The sequence below is a fragment of the Phaeocystidibacter marisrubri genome (assembly GCF_008933165.1).
Taxonomy (GTDB): domain Bacteria; phylum Bacteroidota; class Bacteroidia; order Flavobacteriales; family Schleiferiaceae; genus Phaeocystidibacter; species Phaeocystidibacter marisrubri.
In genome coordinates this window covers 517,074-532,607 of the sequence record NZ_WBVQ01000001.1, presented here as the reverse complement: position 1 = coordinate 532,607, position 15,534 = coordinate 517,074, and the positions used below count along the sequence as shown (strand labels likewise).

Here is a 15,534-nt window from a genome sequence, read left to right as displayed (position 1 = left end):
ATGAAAGACATCACCCCCTGCATCTGGCATTCAGCTAATCTCAGCGAGATGGTAGATTATTACACCACTATTTTCCCAAATGTTGAAGTGCGTTCACAGAGTGAGATGCTGGTGGAATTGACAATGGGTGGAAAACTCTTCCGATTCCTTGCGGGTAACACGTCCGAACTTCCCAATCCTTCTATTTCCTTTTACCACTTGTGCACAACAAAAGATGAGGCCTACGATCTTTGGGAAAGATTAAGTTTAGATGGGCAGGAGATGGTTCCACTCGACTCCTATCCGTGGAGTCCACTTTATGGTTGGATAAGCGATAAATTTGGGATCAGTTGGCAAATTGCCGTTCATGAATGGGAAGAAATTGGTCAGAAGATCACTCCTGCTTTACTTTTCGTCAATCAATATGCGGGAAAGGCTCGCCCAGCAATTGAATTGTACTCTCGCCTCTTCGATAAATTCGACCTTGATGGGATCATGTATTTTGACGAAACCGAGAAAATGATTCAGCATTCTCAATTTGCGCTGAACGGTCAAAAGTTCATGTTCATGGACAGTCCCGAACCACATGAATTCACCTTCAACAATGGGATATCCTTCATGGTAGAGTGTGAAGATCAGGCAGAAATCGATCATTATTGGAATGCCATCACCCGTTACGGCAAGGAGGGAATGTGCGGTTGGTGTACCGATGAATTTGGAGTGGCCTGGCAAATCTACCCGCGTAAACTATCGGAATTGATGAGCAACCCCGAAACGGCTCGCCGTACCGCAGAGAACTTTAGAAATATGAAGAAGATTGTGGTGGATGAGTTGGGTGACGGGTGACGGATGTCTGGGGACCGATGACAGGTGGCTGGTGACGGATTCCCTATCTTTACAATCTCAAACAAAACCCCAAAAAAATGTCTCAAATCCCTCCATGCCCGGAATGCAATTCAGCTTATGCCTACCCTATGGATTCGCTATTGGTTTGCCCGGAATGTGGTCACGAATGGAATCCGGATCACGTGGAAGAAGAAGGATTGGTTGTCAAAGATGCCAATGGTAATGTTTTGGCGGATGGTGACACCGTCATTGTTCTGAAAAACCTTCCTGTAAAAGGAGCTTCAGGACCCGTTAAAGCAGGAACCAAAGTGAAAAACATTCGTCTCACTGATGGCGATCACAATATTGATTGTAAAATCGATGGCTTTGGCGCCATGGCATTGAAGTCGGAATTTGTAAAGAAAGGCTAATGGACATCTCCACTCGAGAGGACATCATTCGCCTAGTGGACACGTTTTACTCAAGAGTAATGGTTGATGACTTGATTGGGGTATTCTTCACCGAAGTATCTCCTATCAACCTCAAAGAACACATGCCCATTATGTACGATTTTTGGGAAACCATGCTTCTGGGAGGTTCGAGTTATTCTGGAAATGCGATGCACAAGCATTACAGCATGAACGGCAGAAAGCGCATGAAACCCGAACATTTTGAACGCTGGCTAACCACTTGGGAATACACGGTAAACGAATTATTTTCGGGTACCAAAGCAGATGAAGCGAAGACTAGAGCGAAACATATCGCCAACTTGATGTCCCATAACATGAACTCTCTTTAAACATGATAAACGCCACTCCTGACCCGAATTTTAAACCGAGTTTCAAAACCCTTCAGATCATTCATATTGCCTTGTTGATGGGACAAATTCTGTTCTGCTTTGTGGCATTCCTCAACGTGGATAAAGAAGGAGTTATGCATTTCAATTCAAACCTCACTTCCAATGTGCTCTACGTTGTTTGTATTACCTTGGTGATAGTGGGGAATACAGCGAACTACTTCATTTCGAACAAATTCTTAAATCAGGTAAAGAACGGGAACAACCTAAAGACTAAATTCCACCAGTATCAAGTATCAATGATCATTCGATATGCGATTATAGAAGGTGCAAACCTCTTCACTATTGTGGTATTTATGCTGACAGGCAACACGCTCATGTTGTACATCGCAATCGCTGTGATTGGCATCATGGGTCTCCTTCGACCAAGACGTACGCACTTTACAGATCTTGCAGAGTTGACCTCTGAAGAAATGCGTGAATTCGAATCGATATGATCACGGAATACAAGCGCTAACTCAACTTGTACTTTTCGGATAACTTTCCCTTTGGTGATACAATCCTCCTACATGAGTCGACTTCTAACACTACTTCTAACCTTCACTGTTTGTCAAACATTCGGGCAGACCCGTACAACACAAAGCGTGCTTTGGACACATGCCCAAGTGAAGGCGAACTGGGGTTCAGATTGGACCTTACAACAAGACTTTGAAGAAGCACTATACTGGTTTCCGGCACGTCAGCATATCTTCCAAGAGAGAACACTGGTAACAAAGGGAATTGGAAGCGGCTTTCGCATTGGGGCGGGGTTCGTATACTTCACACAAACCCTTCCTAACGATCCACATGTAGAAGGACTCGCCACCTTTCGAGAATTGCGTCCTATCCTTCACGTATCGCACAAATGGCATGTCAACGAACATTGGGCTATACACCAAAGATTATGGCCAGAATTTCGCTTCATTGAAGGGTTTGATACCTACGAATACGCCACCACTCGTGTTCGCTACCGCATTATGGCACAACTCGCTATTTCAGACTGGGGACGACTTGATTTGTACGATGAAATTCACGTCAATACCTTCCGCAAATCTGAAGTACTTACCAATAGATTGGATCAAAACAGAATTGGATTCAACCTGTGGTACACCGCTTTTAAACATCACAAGTTTGCTGCGGGATATTTCAATTGGTATCAAGAGCGCATTCCAGCGGGTAGTTTCTTCAATAGGCATATTGTTCGACTCTCCTACAGTTATCAGATTTAAGAACAGGCATAAGCCGTATCTTCGGCTAGATTCTGCAACTATTATCCTATGATCGTTCACATCGGTTATCACAAAACCGGCACTACTTATCTACAAACACAGTTGTTTCCCAACCTAAAAGGAGTCAACTATGTGGATGTAATGGAGGATGACTGCATTGTAGTCGCCAGTGAATCTTCACATTTGGAGGTAGATTGGTCTGAAGTGGCTGAACGTGTGAAGTCGTGGGGAGAAGAGCCACTTCTACATTCTGCAGAGCAGCTCACCGGGCCGCTTTTCTATCACACTGGATTGGGAAAGACGGATACCGCTCATCGTTTGCAAGAACTGGGAGCTACGAAGATTATTATTACCATTCGCGACCAAATCAAACTCATAGATTCCTGTTACCGCCAATACATTCAAGAGGGAGGTACTCTTCGTTTCAAAACCTTCTGGCATGAGTGGAAGTTTGCACCGAATCCGTTGCATTTTGATTTTTATCGGCTCATTGAGTACTATGTTGACCTTTATGGAAAAGAGAACGTATTGGTCATTCCCAATGAGTGGATTCGTCAGGATGAAGCTAGAGTAATTGACTTGGTGGAACGATTCACTGGAGGCAAATACACGCCATCCAAAACTCCAGCTCGATCAAATCAAAGTCTATCCAATTTAGGGATTGCCTTCTTGAGGTTCACCAACAAGTTTACTTTTAGCGCGCACGCCCCCTCTACTCTTTTTGTTCCAAAGCGTTTAACGACTTGGAAGATGCGCTCCCTCTCTGAGAAATTCCTCGACCCGTATATTTTCTCCGTGATCTCGAAGCACAAGAGCTATGTTTCAGAAGAGGAAGCAAAAGAGTACTCCGAATTATACCGTTCGGGAAACCATGCCTTGAACGAGCTCTATAACTTAGAGCTAGACAAATTGGGCTACCCCTACTAGAACTTTCATCGCAAAGCTGGGATTCTCCTCCAGAGTCTAGGTTGTGCATTCTGCTGAAATCACAACCCAATTGAACCCAATTCCCTTCGAACTCTCCAAAGGTTATAAAAAAAGCCCCGATGATCTCTCATCGGGGCTGTATAGGGAAACTCTGAGGGATTAGCCTCCAAAGTCGTCGAAGCTTACATTCTCTGGTGGAACGCCAAAGTCGTCACACATCTTGATTACCGCAGCGTTCATCATAGGAGGTCCACAGAAGTAGAACTCGATATCTTCCGGAGCATCGTGCTTAGAAAGATAATTATCGATCAATGCTTGGTGAACGAAACCGACGTAACCGTCACCTTCGTCATCAATGTGTTGCTTAGCTTTCCAATTATCCTCTGGCAATGGCTCAGAGAGAACAATGTTGAAAGTAAAGTTCGGGAAGTCTTTTTCAATGTCTTGGAAGTCCTTCAAGTAGAAGAGCTCACGACGTGAACGTCCACCGTACCAGAAGCTCACCTTACGGTCAGTTTTCAAAGTGTGGAACAAGTGGAAAAGGTGTGAACGCATTGGCGCCATACCTGCACCACCACCGATGTAAACCATCTCTGCGTTGGTCTCTTTGATAAAGAATTCACCGTAAGGACCTGAGATAGTTACTTTGTCTCCTGGCTTGCGTGAGAACACGAATGAAGAACAGATTCCTGGGTTCACATCCATCCATGCATTCTTCTTGCGATCCCACGGTGGAGTAGCAATACGAATGTTCAACATGATGATGTTTCCTTCGGCTGGGTGATTGGCCATGGAGTACGCTCGGAAGATTTCTTCGTCGTTCTTCATCTTCAAATCCCAAAGACCAAATTTGTCCCATTCTCCTTTAAAGTCATCTGGATCACGACCTAAGTCAGGGTGAGCTGTAATGTCGATATCCTTGCTGAAGTCAACCTCCAACGCAGGAACGTCAACTTGAATGTAACCACCCGCTTCAAAGTCAAGTGATTCACCTTCTGGCAAACGAACGACAAACTCTTTAATGAAGGAAGCAACGTTGTAGTTAGAAACCACTTCACATTCCCACTTCTTGATACCGAAGATTTCTTCAGGCACCTTGATCTTCATGTCGTTCTTCACCTTAACCTGACAGCCCAATCGCCAGTCTTCCGCAATTTGTTTACGGTTGAAGAATCCTGTTTCAGTAGGAAGAATTTCACCACCGCCTTCGGTAACCTGACACTTACACATACCGCAAGTACCACCACCACCACAGGCAGATGGAAGGAAGATTTTCTGGTTGCCTAATGTTTGGAGAAGTGTTGTTCCAGACTCCACTTCCACCTCTTCACCGTTGATATCCAACTTCACGGGTCCAGAAGGAGCCAAACGAGCCTTAGCCTGAAGCAAGACCGTTACGAGTAGGATAATCACCAATGCGAAGATGGCTACACTGGCAATAACAATAGTTGATGTACTAGCTAAAAACATATCTGTTTTCTTTTTCCCGTTTCGGTTAGAGCTTAATTCCCATGAAACTCATGAAGGCAATACCCATCAAACCAGTGATGATGAAGGTAATACCCAATCCACGAAGTGGAGCAGGAACCTGAGAGTAGCGGATCTTTTCACGAATCGCTGCGATGGCAACGATAGCCAAGAACCAACCCACACCACTACCTAGACCAAACACAGTAGCTTGTCCGATAGTTTGATAGCCACGCTCTTGCATGAAGAGTGCACCACCAAGGATGGAACAGTTTACAGCGATAAGTGGAAGAAAGATACCCAAGGCAGAATAAAGCGCTGGAGCGAATCTTTCTACGATCATTTCTACCAACTGAACGATAGAAGCGATAACCGCGATAAACATGATAAAGCTCAAGAAGCTCAAGTCTACATTCTCAAATTCAGAGCCGAGCCAAGAAAGGGCTCCGGCCTTCAATACGTAGTTCTCAAGCAACCAGTTTACAGGCAATGTGATACCGAGAACGAAAATCACGGCGGCACCTAGACCCACAGCTGTTTTAACAGTCTTAGACACGGCCAAATAGGAACACATGCCCAAGAAGTATGCGAAGATCATGTTCTCAACGAAAACACTCTTCACGAATATGTTTACTAATTCTTGCATCGTAATCTAGCTTTGAATCTATTATTCTTCGATGAGTGACTTCGTTCTGCTGCGTTGAACCCAAATGATCAAAGCAACCACGATCAATGCCATTGGAGGAAGCAACATCATACCGTTGTTTTCATAACCAATAGCGTATAGTCCGGTTTTATCTGCAGCATTACCCAACACTTCGATTCCGAAGAGTGTACCCGAACCTAAAAGTTCGCGGAAAAATGCCACGGTTACGAGGATAAAACCATAACCTGCTGCGTTACCCACTGCATCAAGGAAAGATTTCCAAGGTGTGTTTCCCAAGGCAAATGCCTCAAAACGTCCCATGATGATACAGTTCGTAATAATCAAACCAACGAATACCGAAAGTTGTTTACTCACGTCGTAAACAAAGGCCTTCAAAACTTGGTCAACCAAAATTACCAAGGATGCAACGACAACCAGCTGCACGATGATACGAATTCGGTTAGGGATAATGTTACGCATCAAAGAGATGATCACGTTACCTGCTGCCAATACCACAAACACGGAGATGGACATAACGATGGCCGGCTCCAATTTAACCGTAATGGCAAGGGCTGAACAGATACCCAATACCTGAACGGTAATCGGGTTGTTCTCATTGAGCGGATCAGAGATGAGCTTACGGTTCTTCTTAGAGAACAAAGGCTCACGCGATTTTGCTACTTCTTGAGTTTCTGTGCTCATCTTACTGTGCGTTAGTGTTCTTGAAATAGTCAACGTACGGAGTCAAACAGTCTTTCAACATGTTTCCAACTCCCACCGAAGTAATTGTACCTCCAGAGATACCATCAACTTCGTGTTCGTTGTTTGCACCTGTCTTCACAACCTCAACAGAAACGAAATTGTTCCCGTCCATGATTTGCTTTCCAGAGAATTGCTCTTGGAAACGGTCAGTTGTAATCTCCGCACCCAAGCCAGGAGTTTCACCCTTGTGACCGAAAGTAGTACCGTAAACGGTGCTTCCATCTGACAAAAGAGATACGTATCCCCAAATTGGACCCCAGAGACCTTTACCTCTCAACGGAACAATGTAAAAAGTTGTGTCGTTCTTGCTAGCCACATAAAGTGGAACTTGACGTTCTGCAACTGGCTTTGAAACGGCTGCGGCCATGTCAATTTCGAATGCGCCTGTTTCTGATTCTACGGCTTGACCATTCTGAACAACTACTTGCTCAGTAATGAACTTGTCGAACTCAGCCGGTGCCTCAGAACGCTCTACCATGATGCCAATTGACTTCAAGATATCTTGTTGCTTCTCTTGGCGAACGTTTGCGTCTTGTCTATCCTTTAGTGAAATGGATGCACCTGATAGCAAAAGAGCTACCACAACAACCATCACCAATGCGAATAGGTATGTGTATTTATTACTGTTTACATCCATGGCTTATGAGTTAGCAGTTGCTAGTTGTGCGCGCTTCTGACGCTTCTTAACATTCGCCTGAATCACATAGTGGTCAATCAACGGAGCCATCACATTCATGAAGAGAATGGCAAGCATCACACCTTCAGGGAAAGCTGGGTTGAAAACGCGAATCATGATACAGAAGATACCTGTCAAGAAACCGTAAATCCATTTGCCTTTCTCGGTTTGAGCGGCAGAAACTGGATCTGTTGCCATCAACACGATACCAAAGGCGAAACCACCATAAACGAGGTGCTGCCAGAATGGAAGTGCCATGTAAACTTGTTGATCAGTACTGATAGCATAGTCAGCAACTAAGTTGAAGATGAGGCCCATGGTTAGAGCACCTGCAACCCCGCTGAGCATGATTTTCCAGCTACCAATTCCCGATGCAATCAACATAATTGCACCGATCAAAATAGCCAAGGTTGAAGTTTCACCAATGGAACCAGGAATCTGACCAATAAATGCGTGGTAAGCATCGAGAGCCTGACCTCCAATAGCTGGAGCTTCAGAACCCGCTGCATACTGTCCTAGAGCCGTTGCTCCAGAAAATCCGTCAACCACACCTTCTCCACTTTTAAGACCGCTGATCCATACTTGGTCACCCGACATCCAGCTTGGGTAAGCGAAGAATGCAAAGGCACGAGCAGTAAGCGCAGGGTTCAAAATGTTCATACCAGTACCACCAAATACCTCTTTACCAATAAGTACGGCGAAGATGGTAGAAATAGCCACCATCCACAATGGAATATCGGCAGGCATGATCAATGGAATAAGCATACCTGAAACCAAGAAGCCTTCGTTTACAGGGTGCTTGCGGAGGTACGAGAATAGAATCTCAACACCAAGACCTGCAGCATACGTTACAATGATCATTGGAAGGAGAATCTGCACACCGTAAAGGAAGTTTTCCATCAGTGTACTCTCAACACCTAGAGCGGTGAAGTGCCAGTAACCTGTATTCCACATACCGAAAATCATAGCCGGTACCAATGCGAAAATTACAGTTACCATGGTTCTTTTCAAATCGATAGAGTCACGCACGTGGGCACCGCTATGAGCAGTGTGATCCGGCACGAACATCATCGTTTCGAGGGCGTTATGCAACGGGTACAAAGGCTTCAATTTACCTGTAGTAACCGCCGGACGCGTCTTGTCAAGTATGTTTTGAATGAATTTCATATCTCTAACTTGTTCCGTCCTTAGTTCATTTCCTTGTACATGTAGTCGAGACCTTCACGAACCGTTTCTTGCAACGGCAATTTGGAAGTACAAATCACTTCACAAAGTGCAAAGTCCTCGTCAGTCACTTCGTAAATCCCCAAGTTTTCCATCAATTCAATATCGCGAACCATAACGGCCTTGATCAATTGTTGTGGATAAATATCAAAAGGGAATACTTTCTCGTACTGACCAGTAACCACGAAAGCTCGCTCTTCACCGTGCATGTTGGTATCGAGAACAAACTTCTTATTTGGATTCATCCAAGTGAGGAAAGTTTTCGACAAGGAGAACTTACCGAAGCCAGGAAGTACCCAACCGAGGAACTCCGTTTGATCGCCTTCTGGAATGACAGTGAGTTGTGTATCGTAGTAACCCAAGTAACCTTTCGCACCGGTGTTACGGCCGGTCAACACGTTACCTGAAATGAATCTGTTATTCGATCCCTTAATACCTGAAGAAACCAATCCCTCGATAGATGCACCTGCTACCATGTGATAGTATTGTGGAGCTTCTACTTCAGAACCTGTAAGTGCAACAACCTTAGAAGCGTTGTAACGACCTTCAGAGAAAAGTCGACCCAACATCACAACGTCTTGAGGCTTCATTGTCCAAACTACCTCTCCCTTGTTGATTGGAGCGAGGTGATGGATTTGAGTTCCCACGTTACCTGCTGGATGTGGACCTTCAAAGTGGTTTACTTCTACCCCTTTCGCGTTGGCGAAAGCCGGACAAGCAGACACTCCGTTTTCCAGAGACAAGTACACCTTGCCTTCTGTCAACTTAGCCAGTGCATCGATACCGGTTTGGAATTCGTTCTCCAAGCCTTGAAGTGCAAAATTCAAGTCAGGAGCCAATGGAGCAGTGTCCATACCTGAAATGAAAATCGCTCTTGGCTTGTCGTCCGGACTCGCAATACGACCGTAAGGACGCATTTGAATCGTCGGCCAAATACCACTGGACAACACCTTCTCAATCACCTGCTCTCTCGAGAGGTCAGAAGGGTTGGCCTTACCGAGGTCGCGATAAGTTGTTTCACTTTCCGCAATGATGCGGATTGCCATTATTTTACGCTTCTCTCCGCGTACAACTTCAGCAATTTCACCGCTCACTGGAGAACAGAACTTGATGCGTGAATCTACCTTACTGTGGAAGATCACATCACCCGCTTGGACCTTGTCGCCCTCGCGTGCCTCTAGTTTAGGAATAACACCGCTGAAATCGTCGGGAATTAGCGCATAGTGGCTTACTCTTGGGGTTTCGCCGAATTTCAATTCAGCCGTACCCACAAGCTTAATGTCGTATCCTTTGCGGATCTTGATCAATTTCGACATGTCACCGAGACGATTATCGTTTAGAAAAACACGGGCAAAAGTAATGATTAGTCACGCTCTAACTTCGCTTTTAAGCTATTTAGAACAGTTCTAAACTATATACTGATAGCCACCGTTTATGGGAGGCCGAAATTACTAAATAAATGGGTACTTTGGCACCTATTTTAAACGTTGTCTGAAGAATATGACACGAAAGCATCTATTTTCTATCCTTCTGTTCGCTGCGTCTTTCTCGATCACAGGCCAAGACATTCCAGCAGTTAACAATGTATACGACGATAATATTCGCACAGTTCGACTACTGAGAGTAGGCGAAACGGAAAGCATGCCCTTTGTGCGATTGGGAGCGAATGGCGCCATCAAGTTGATGTTTGATGACCTCGCAGCCGACTTCAAAAATTACCAGTACACTTTTCTCCATTGCAACGCAGATTGGACCCCTTCCGATTTGATTCGAGCGGAGTATATGGAGACATACCAGCAGGAGATTATTCGAGACTACAATTTCTCATTCAATACCTACGTACCCTACACGCACTACGAACTGTCATTCCCAAATCAGTACATCAAATTCACCAAGTCGGGTAATTACTTACTTATCGTTTACCTCGATACCCCCGATGAACCAGCTTTCACCCTTCGGTTTGTGATTTATGAAGACGTTGTGAATATTTCTTCCGACACACACCGTGCAACTACAGCAGATCAAATGGCGGACCACCAGCAAGTAGATTTTAGCATCTACCACGGTGAATACCCCATACCAGATGCTTTCCGCGATCTTAAAGTGACGGTGATGCAGAACCATAGATGGGACAATGCCATTACCAACCTCAAGCCACGTTTCATGAGCAACAACACGCTCAACTACGATTACGATCTAGAGAATAATTTCCTGGGAGGCAATGAGTTCCGCGAGTTCAACACAAAGAATATGCGATCCCTTTCGCTCCGTGTCCGGAAAATCGAAATTGATACGGCATTTGTCGCTTATGTAATGGACGAAGAGTCCCGTAGGTTCAAGCAGTTTATCACTTGGGAAGACCTCAACGGTGGTTACCGCATCATTAAGCAAGATGGAGAAGACGAGCACACGGAGGCCGATTATATCCGCATGGATTTCAAACTCAAATACGACTACCCACTTCCAGGAGGGTGTTATCTTTTTGGAGAATTGACCAACTGGCGCGTAGATCCGAAGTACGCACTCACATACAATCACGACGAGGGCACATACACTGGACAGTTCTACTTTAAGCAAGGTTTCTACAATTACCAGTACGCTACCATGACAGCCGCCGGAGGTGCAGATACTACGCCATTTGAAGGTGACCACTGGCAGACAGAAAACGAATACACCATCATTGTGTACCATCGTGAAATTGGCATCCGCTACGATCGTGTGATTGGCATAACCACATCCAACTACATCGGCGATTAACACGGTTTATTTTCGTATCATTCGATACCTAATCCCACCCAATGGCCAAGCGGATCAAAAAAACAGAAACCTGCCTCAATTGCGGAACACATCAAGGCGATGCGAATTATTGCCCTAACTGTGGACAGTTCAATAACTCGAAAAAGCCGAATGTACTTGAATTGATTCGCGAGGCTCTCGAAAACCTGTTTGCATTTGATTCGCGCTTTTACAAGACCCTCGGGCCTCTTCTTTTTCGCCCCGGGCGGCTCACCATTAATTACGTAGAGGGCAAGAAGTCGAGATACGTTCTCCCCATTCGTCTCTTCATCATTTCCATTTTCCTCTTGCTCGCTGTTATCTCTTGTAACAACAGCATTGATAAAGAAAGATGGTATGAAGTTGATCGACCTCAACTGGAAAACGAAGGGGCCAGCTTGCTTTCCTCCGTGGTACACCTCAATGTGGACACCAGTGGAATAAGTCCAGCGAAACTAGACAGCTTGATTGAAAATGACTGGATCATTCTAGATACTGCTTCAAACAGATTTCTGGTAAATCCTAACAAGGGCTATAGCAATACGGTCAATTGGTATTTTGGTGACTCGCGGTTTTCTGAATTCTATCAATATTCATACAACCACAAACTCCAACCCGTAGACGAAGCGCTTGAAGAGCTGAACTTCGAACCCACCTTCACCAACCACCTCCTCTATTCGACGGCACTGAAGATCTCTCTGATGAAAGGAGATGACTTCGTGAATTACATCAGCAGCAATGTGCTGATTATCCTTCTGTTGTTTATTCCCATCATTGCACTGGTCATGAAGGGGCTCTACATTTACAAGGGAATCTATTATGTAGATCACTTTGTCTTTGCCACCCATATACAAACGGCGCTGTCCTTGTACATGTCTCTGCTCATCATGAGTTATTGGATATTGCAATCGGAGGTTTTGTACTTGGTCTACTACCTTGGCATCATGACCTACATCTTCCTTGCAATAAAACGGTTCTACCGACAAAACTGGTTCATCACCTTTATAAAATTCTCTATCCTCAATATCGTACTGTTCATCGTAACGATAATTTTTATACTTTTAGTTGCAACCGTTTCTGTAATACTCTATTAACTAACCTTGGTCACTCAAGTCACTTCAGGAATTCGCGTTAGCGTGGAGACCGGTTTTGAAGGAAGATTTTTCTCAAAACACGGTCCTCTTTACGTGTTTACCTATGATGTAACCATAGAGAACCAAAGCAGTGAAACCGTTCAGCTCTTGGGGCGACATTGGTTTATTTACGACACTGGTGAAGGCCCAAGTGAAGTAGAGGGAAATGGGGTGATTGGTAAGCAACCAGTTATTGCCCCAGGTGAAGTTCACACCTACCGTTCGGGTTGTCATTTACGCGCAAGCATTGGCGCCATGCGAGGAGTTTACAACATGGTGCGACTCAATTCTTCAGAACGATTTGAAGTAAATATCCCCACTTTCCAATTTTTCGCAAGCCCAAGACTCAATTAAGGCTCGTACCTTTGCCCGCCATGAGGGCTACCATCGGAACATCCATATCAGAAGCAATTGATCACCTCAATAAAAATGAGGTTGTTGCCATTCCTACAGAAACCGTTTACGGTCTGGCTGGAAATGCCCTAGAACGTGAATCGGTCATTCGAATATTTGAAACGAAAGCCCGTCCGGCATTTGATCCACTCATTGTTCACACTCACTCTGTAAATGAGTTTCACAAATATGCAGATGTTCCTGCGGAAGTAATTCCATGGGTCCAAAAGCTGAGCCCGGGTCCCATCACCTACATCCTCCGTAAAAAGCCCATCATTCCAGATTTGGTGACCAGTGGACACCCTACGGTTGGACTTCGCATTCCGAATCACCCACTTACGTTGGAGCTTTTGCGTCGACTTGATTATCCCCTTGCCGCGCCAAGCGCTAATCCGTTTGGGTATGTAAGTCCTACCAAAGCCTCTCACGTAGCCGATCAATTGGGAGGTAAAATACCGTATATCTTAGATGGAGGCGATTGTGAAGTGGGAATCGAATCGACCATCATCGACCTTTCGGGAGAGAAACCCGTGATATTGCGTTTGGGTGGATATGAATTGAGTGAACTCGAATCCATTATTGGAATGGAGTTGAACGACATCCGCCTGTCGAGTTCCGCTCCGCATGCGCCTGGAATGCTTCACAGCCATTATGCACCAGGGGTGAAACTCTTCACTTCATCTATTGACGACTTACTCCCCTCCTATTCGATTGAAAAAATAGGAGCCATCTCCTTCACGAACCCCATCCATGGAGTTCTTGCTGAGAAACAATTAATCTTGAGTAAAACGGGAGATTTACGCGAAGCAGCCAAGAACTTATTCAGGCATTTGCGCGCATTAGACAACATGGAGATTGAAGCAGCAGTAGTGGAAATGGTTCCTAATGAAGGGTTGGGCAAGGCTATCAACGACCGTCTTAAGCGAGCACTTTACAAATCGAATTAATCCTCCATTTCGCGTTCCTTCTCAACGCGAGGTGTCTTGCGAAGCTCAAAGTTTTGTCCGAGGTAAACTCTTCTCACTTGTTCATCTGAAGCCAACTCTTCTGCTGAGCCAGATTTCAGAATTTTCCCCTCAAACATCAAATACGTTCTATCCGTGATTGCTAGGGTTTCCTGTACGTTGTGGTCGGTAATCAAAATCCCGATATTCTTCTTCTTCAACTGAGCAACAATGCTCTGAATATCTTCCACCGCAATGGGGTCAACCCCCGCGAAGGGCTCATCCAGGAGGATAAAATTCGGATCGGTTGCCAATGCTCTAGCAATCTCCGTTCTTCGGCGCTCTCCACCAGATAGAAGATCACCACGGTTCTTGCGAATGTGTTGCAATCCAAACTCATCGAGAAGGGATTCTAATCGCTCCAATCGTTCCGCCTTCTTATACTTCGTCATTTGAAGAACCGCCATGATGTTGTCTTCCACACTCATCTTGCGAAAGACGGAGGCCTCTTGAGCTAAGTATCCAATTCCCTTTTGAGCACGGCGGTACATCGGGTCTCGAGTGATGATTTCATCATCAATTTTAACGAGGCCTTCATCGGGCTTAACCAAGCCCACAACCATGTAAAAGGAAGTAGTTTTACCCGCCCCGTTAGGACCGAGCAATCCAACAATCTCCCCTTGATTCACTTCAAAAGAAACACCCTTAACAACGGTGCGTGAGCGGTATCGCTTAACAATGTTTTCTGCTACGAGCTTCATGCGCTTGCTTTCTTACGCTTGTTAACGCGTGAAGATAGTGATATTGATACCTCATAGAGAATCATAATCGGAACTGTAACTAAAATTTGGCTCAGAATATCAGGTGGGGTGATAATCGCAGACAAAACCAAGACCACAATAACAGCGTGCCTGCGGTACTTTCTCATCCATTCTGGCGTGAGCAATCCTATTACACTGAAAAAATAAGCCAATACGGGAAGTTCAAAGAGTAGTCCAGAAGCAAGCGTTGTACTTGTTACCATAGAGATATACGAGCTGAGTCGGATTTGATTGGCTACCGATGGATCTACCGTATACGTTCCGAAGAATTGAACGCTTAGTGGAGCAATCAAATAATAGCCAAAAAGCACGCCCATAATAAAGAGAAGCGCAGTAAAAAAGATCACCTTACTTCCATTCTTTCGCTCGTTTTCATGCAGCCCAGGTTTGACGAAACGCCACATTTCAAAGACCACATATGGGAAAGCAACTATGATTCCGGCCACAATACTCACCCACATATGGGTAGAAAACTGCCCAGACATCTCGGTATTAATCAGGATAAAAGGCATTTCATCAAAGCAAAATGTATCGCCGCCCATCATAGAGGAGAGGTTGCAAATCTGCTCATAAGTCCAGAATCCCGGAGTTTTCGGACCGAAGATTACTTCGTTGAAGATGAAGCTCTTAAAAGCGAATGCCGCAATAGCAAACACCAATATTGCGATGGCTGCGCGGACTAAGTGCCAGCGCAATTCCTCGAGGTGATCGAGGAAACTCATCTCGTTTTTATCCTGATTTGAAGTACTTGCCATAAGATTTGCAAAGCTACCTGCACAAATCATTTCCTCAAAACGTTGAAGCTGATTAAATTTGCAAGTGAGAGACACCTACCTGAACAACTTTTTTGGAATGTGAATGGATGTACGATATTCTCCGCAGAATTTTCGTACATTTT

The 15,534-nt window shown here is 44.9% G+C and carries 18 protein-coding genes; 10 read left to right on the top strand and 8 right to left on the bottom strand.

Features of this window, described 5'->3' with window-relative positions; all coding sequences use genetic code 11:
- From F8C82_RS02330 to F8C82_RS02305, 6 genes are all read left to right on the top strand, one after another.
- Complete coding sequence (locus F8C82_RS02330; RefSeq protein ID WP_151691821.1) at positions 1–825, top strand: VOC family protein; 825 nt, start codon at positions 1–3, stop codon at positions 823–825.
- 77 nt (positions 826–902) lie between these two features.
- Complete coding sequence (locus F8C82_RS02325) at positions 903–1,235, top strand: zinc ribbon domain-containing protein YjdM (protein ID WP_151691820.1); 333 nt, start codon at positions 903–905, stop codon at positions 1,233–1,235.
- On the top strand, positions 1,235–1,603 hold the full coding sequence (locus F8C82_RS02320) for a group III truncated hemoglobin (RefSeq protein ID WP_151691819.1): 369 nt from the start codon (positions 1,235–1,237) through the stop codon (positions 1,601–1,603). The genes F8C82_RS02325 and F8C82_RS02320 overlap by 1 nt, the downstream gene beginning before the upstream one ends.
- A gap of 2 nt (positions 1,604–1,605) precedes the next feature.
- Positions 1,606–2,097 carry a hypothetical protein gene (locus F8C82_RS02315; protein ID WP_151691818.1) on the top strand — a complete coding sequence of 164 codons (492 nt, stop codon included), beginning with the start codon at positions 1,606–1,608 and terminating at the stop codon, positions 2,095–2,097.
- A 72-nt stretch (positions 2,098–2,169) separates the two neighbouring features.
- Entirely contained in the window at positions 2,170–2,868 is a 699-nt protein-coding gene (locus F8C82_RS02310) for a DUF2490 domain-containing protein (protein WP_151691817.1), read from the top strand.
- Positions 2,869–2,916: 48 nt separating this feature from the next.
- Positions 2,917–3,795 carry a hypothetical protein gene (locus F8C82_RS02305; RefSeq protein ID WP_151691816.1) on the top strand — a complete coding sequence of 293 codons (879 nt, stop codon included), beginning with the start codon at positions 2,917–2,919 and terminating at the stop codon, positions 3,793–3,795.
- Between the two features lie 159 nt (positions 3,796–3,954).
- On the opposite strand, the gene nqrF is transcribed toward F8C82_RS02305, so the two are convergent.
- The 6 genes from nqrF to F8C82_RS02275 are packed head-to-tail and all read right to left on the bottom strand — an operon-like array spanning position 3,955 to position 9,886.
- Entirely contained in the window at positions 3,955–5,265 is a 1,311-nt protein-coding gene (gene nqrF, locus F8C82_RS02300; protein ID WP_151691815.1) for an NADH:ubiquinone reductase (Na(+)-transporting) subunit F, read from the bottom strand.
- Positions 5,266–5,290: 25 nt separating this feature from the next.
- Positions 5,291–5,908, bottom strand: a complete 618-nt coding sequence (gene nqrE, locus F8C82_RS02295; protein ID WP_151691814.1) for an NADH:ubiquinone reductase (Na(+)-transporting) subunit E — start codon at positions 5,906–5,908, stop codon at positions 5,291–5,293.
- A gap of 21 nt (positions 5,909–5,929) precedes the next feature.
- A complete protein-coding gene (locus F8C82_RS02290) occupies positions 5,930–6,610 on the bottom strand; it encodes an NADH:ubiquinone reductase (Na(+)-transporting) subunit D (RefSeq protein ID WP_151691813.1) in 681 nt (226 codons plus the stop codon).
- A 1-nt stretch (position 6,611) separates the two neighbouring features.
- Positions 6,612–7,307: an NADH:ubiquinone reductase (Na(+)-transporting) subunit C gene (gene nqrC / locus F8C82_RS02285; protein ID WP_151691812.1), complete on the bottom strand. Its 696-nt coding sequence runs from the start codon at positions 7,305–7,307 to the stop codon at positions 6,612–6,614.
- Positions 7,308–7,310: 3 nt separating this feature from the next.
- Positions 7,311–8,513 carry an NADH:ubiquinone reductase (Na(+)-transporting) subunit B gene (locus F8C82_RS02280; protein WP_151691811.1) on the bottom strand — a complete coding sequence of 401 codons (1,203 nt, stop codon included), beginning with the start codon at positions 8,511–8,513 and terminating at the stop codon, positions 7,311–7,313.
- Between the two features lie 20 nt (positions 8,514–8,533).
- Positions 8,534–9,886, bottom strand: coding sequence for a Na(+)-translocating NADH-quinone reductase subunit A (locus tag F8C82_RS02275; RefSeq protein ID WP_151691810.1), 1,353 nt, complete (start codon positions 9,884–9,886; stop codon positions 8,534–8,536).
- 184 nt (positions 9,887–10,070) lie between these two features.
- Between F8C82_RS02275 and F8C82_RS02270 the strand changes: the two genes are divergently transcribed.
- Genes F8C82_RS02270 through F8C82_RS02255 form a run of 4 tightly spaced genes read left to right on the top strand, consistent with a single transcriptional unit; the run spans position 10,071 to position 13,818 of the window.
- Positions 10,071–11,327, top strand: a complete 1,257-nt coding sequence (locus F8C82_RS02270) for a type IX secretion system plug protein (RefSeq protein ID WP_151691809.1) — start codon at positions 10,071–10,073, stop codon at positions 11,325–11,327.
- Positions 11,328–11,368: 41 nt separating this feature from the next.
- Positions 11,369–12,439 (top strand): DUF3667 domain-containing protein, encoded by a 1,071-nt coding sequence (locus F8C82_RS02265; RefSeq protein WP_151691808.1) that lies wholly within the window; start codon positions 11,369–11,371, stop codon positions 12,437–12,439.
- A 6-nt stretch (positions 12,440–12,445) separates the two neighbouring features.
- The gene (gene apaG, locus F8C82_RS02260) at positions 12,446–12,832 is read left to right on the top strand and encodes a Co2+/Mg2+ efflux protein ApaG (protein WP_151691807.1); all 387 of its coding nucleotides are present in this window, start codon (positions 12,446–12,448) and stop codon (positions 12,830–12,832) included.
- 20 nt (positions 12,833–12,852) lie between these two features.
- Positions 12,853–13,818 carry an L-threonylcarbamoyladenylate synthase gene (locus F8C82_RS02255; RefSeq protein ID WP_151691806.1) on the top strand — a complete coding sequence of 322 codons (966 nt, stop codon included), beginning with the start codon at positions 12,853–12,855 and terminating at the stop codon, positions 13,816–13,818.
- Here the strand turns inward: F8C82_RS02255 and lptB are convergent.
- On the bottom strand, positions 13,815–14,576 hold the full coding sequence (gene lptB / locus F8C82_RS02250; RefSeq protein ID WP_151691805.1) for an LPS export ABC transporter ATP-binding protein: 762 nt from the start codon (positions 14,574–14,576) through the stop codon (positions 13,815–13,817). The two genes, F8C82_RS02255 and lptB, sit on opposite strands and share 4 nt — an antisense overlap.
- On the bottom strand, positions 14,573–15,391 hold the full coding sequence (gene tatC, locus F8C82_RS02245; protein WP_151691804.1) for a twin-arginine translocase subunit TatC: 819 nt from the start codon (positions 15,389–15,391) through the stop codon (positions 14,573–14,575). Before tatC ends, lptB begins: the two co-directional genes overlap by 4 nt.
- Positions 15,392–15,534: the final 143 nt, after the last annotated feature.

Excerpts from the sequence above, each read along its gene's own strand:
- F8C82_RS02330 (WP_151691821.1), top strand. The coding sequence starts at position 1 with ATGAAAGACATCACCCCCTGCATCTGGCATTCAGCTAATCTCAGCGAG.
- F8C82_RS02325 (WP_151691820.1), top strand. The coding sequence starts at position 903 with ATGTCTCAAATCCCTCCATGCCCGGAATGCAATTCAGCTTATGCCTAC.
- F8C82_RS02320 (WP_151691819.1), top strand. The coding sequence starts at position 1,235 with ATGGACATCTCCACTCGAGAGGACATCATTCGCCTAGTGGACACGTTT.
- F8C82_RS02315 (WP_151691818.1), top strand. The coding sequence starts at position 1,606 with ATGATAAACGCCACTCCTGACCCGAATTTTAAACCGAGTTTCAAAACC.
- F8C82_RS02310 (WP_151691817.1), top strand. The coding sequence starts at position 2,170 with ATGAGTCGACTTCTAACACTACTTCTAACCTTCACTGTTTGTCAAACA.
- F8C82_RS02305 (WP_151691816.1), top strand. The coding sequence starts at position 2,917 with ATGATCGTTCACATCGGTTATCACAAAACCGGCACTACTTATCTACAA.
- nqrF (WP_151691815.1), bottom strand. The coding sequence starts at position 5,265 with ATGTTTTTAGCTAGTACATCAACTATTGTTATTGCCAGTGTAGCCATC.
- nqrE (WP_151691814.1), bottom strand. The coding sequence starts at position 5,908 with ATGCAAGAATTAGTAAACATATTCGTGAAGAGTGTTTTCGTTGAGAAC.
- F8C82_RS02290 (WP_151691813.1), bottom strand. The coding sequence starts at position 6,610 with ATGAGCACAGAAACTCAAGAAGTAGCAAAATCGCGTGAGCCTTTGTTC.
- nqrC (WP_151691812.1), bottom strand. The coding sequence starts at position 7,307 with ATGGATGTAAACAGTAATAAATACACATACCTATTCGCATTGGTGATG.
- F8C82_RS02280 (WP_151691811.1), bottom strand. The coding sequence starts at position 8,513 with ATGAAATTCATTCAAAACATACTTGACAAGACGCGTCCGGCGGTTACT.
- F8C82_RS02275 (WP_151691810.1), bottom strand. The coding sequence starts at position 9,886 with ATGTCGAAATTGATCAAGATCCGCAAAGGATACGACATTAAGCTTGTG.
- F8C82_RS02270 (WP_151691809.1), top strand. The coding sequence starts at position 10,071 with ATGACACGAAAGCATCTATTTTCTATCCTTCTGTTCGCTGCGTCTTTC.
- F8C82_RS02265 (WP_151691808.1), top strand. The coding sequence starts at position 11,369 with ATGGCCAAGCGGATCAAAAAAACAGAAACCTGCCTCAATTGCGGAACA.
- F8C82_RS02255 (WP_151691806.1), top strand. The coding sequence starts at position 12,853 with ATGAGGGCTACCATCGGAACATCCATATCAGAAGCAATTGATCACCTC.
- lptB (WP_151691805.1), bottom strand. The coding sequence starts at position 14,576 with ATGAAGCTCGTAGCAGAAAACATTGTTAAGCGATACCGCTCACGCACC.
- tatC (WP_151691804.1), bottom strand. The coding sequence starts at position 15,391 with ATGGCAAGTACTTCAAATCAGGATAAAAACGAGATGAGTTTCCTCGAT.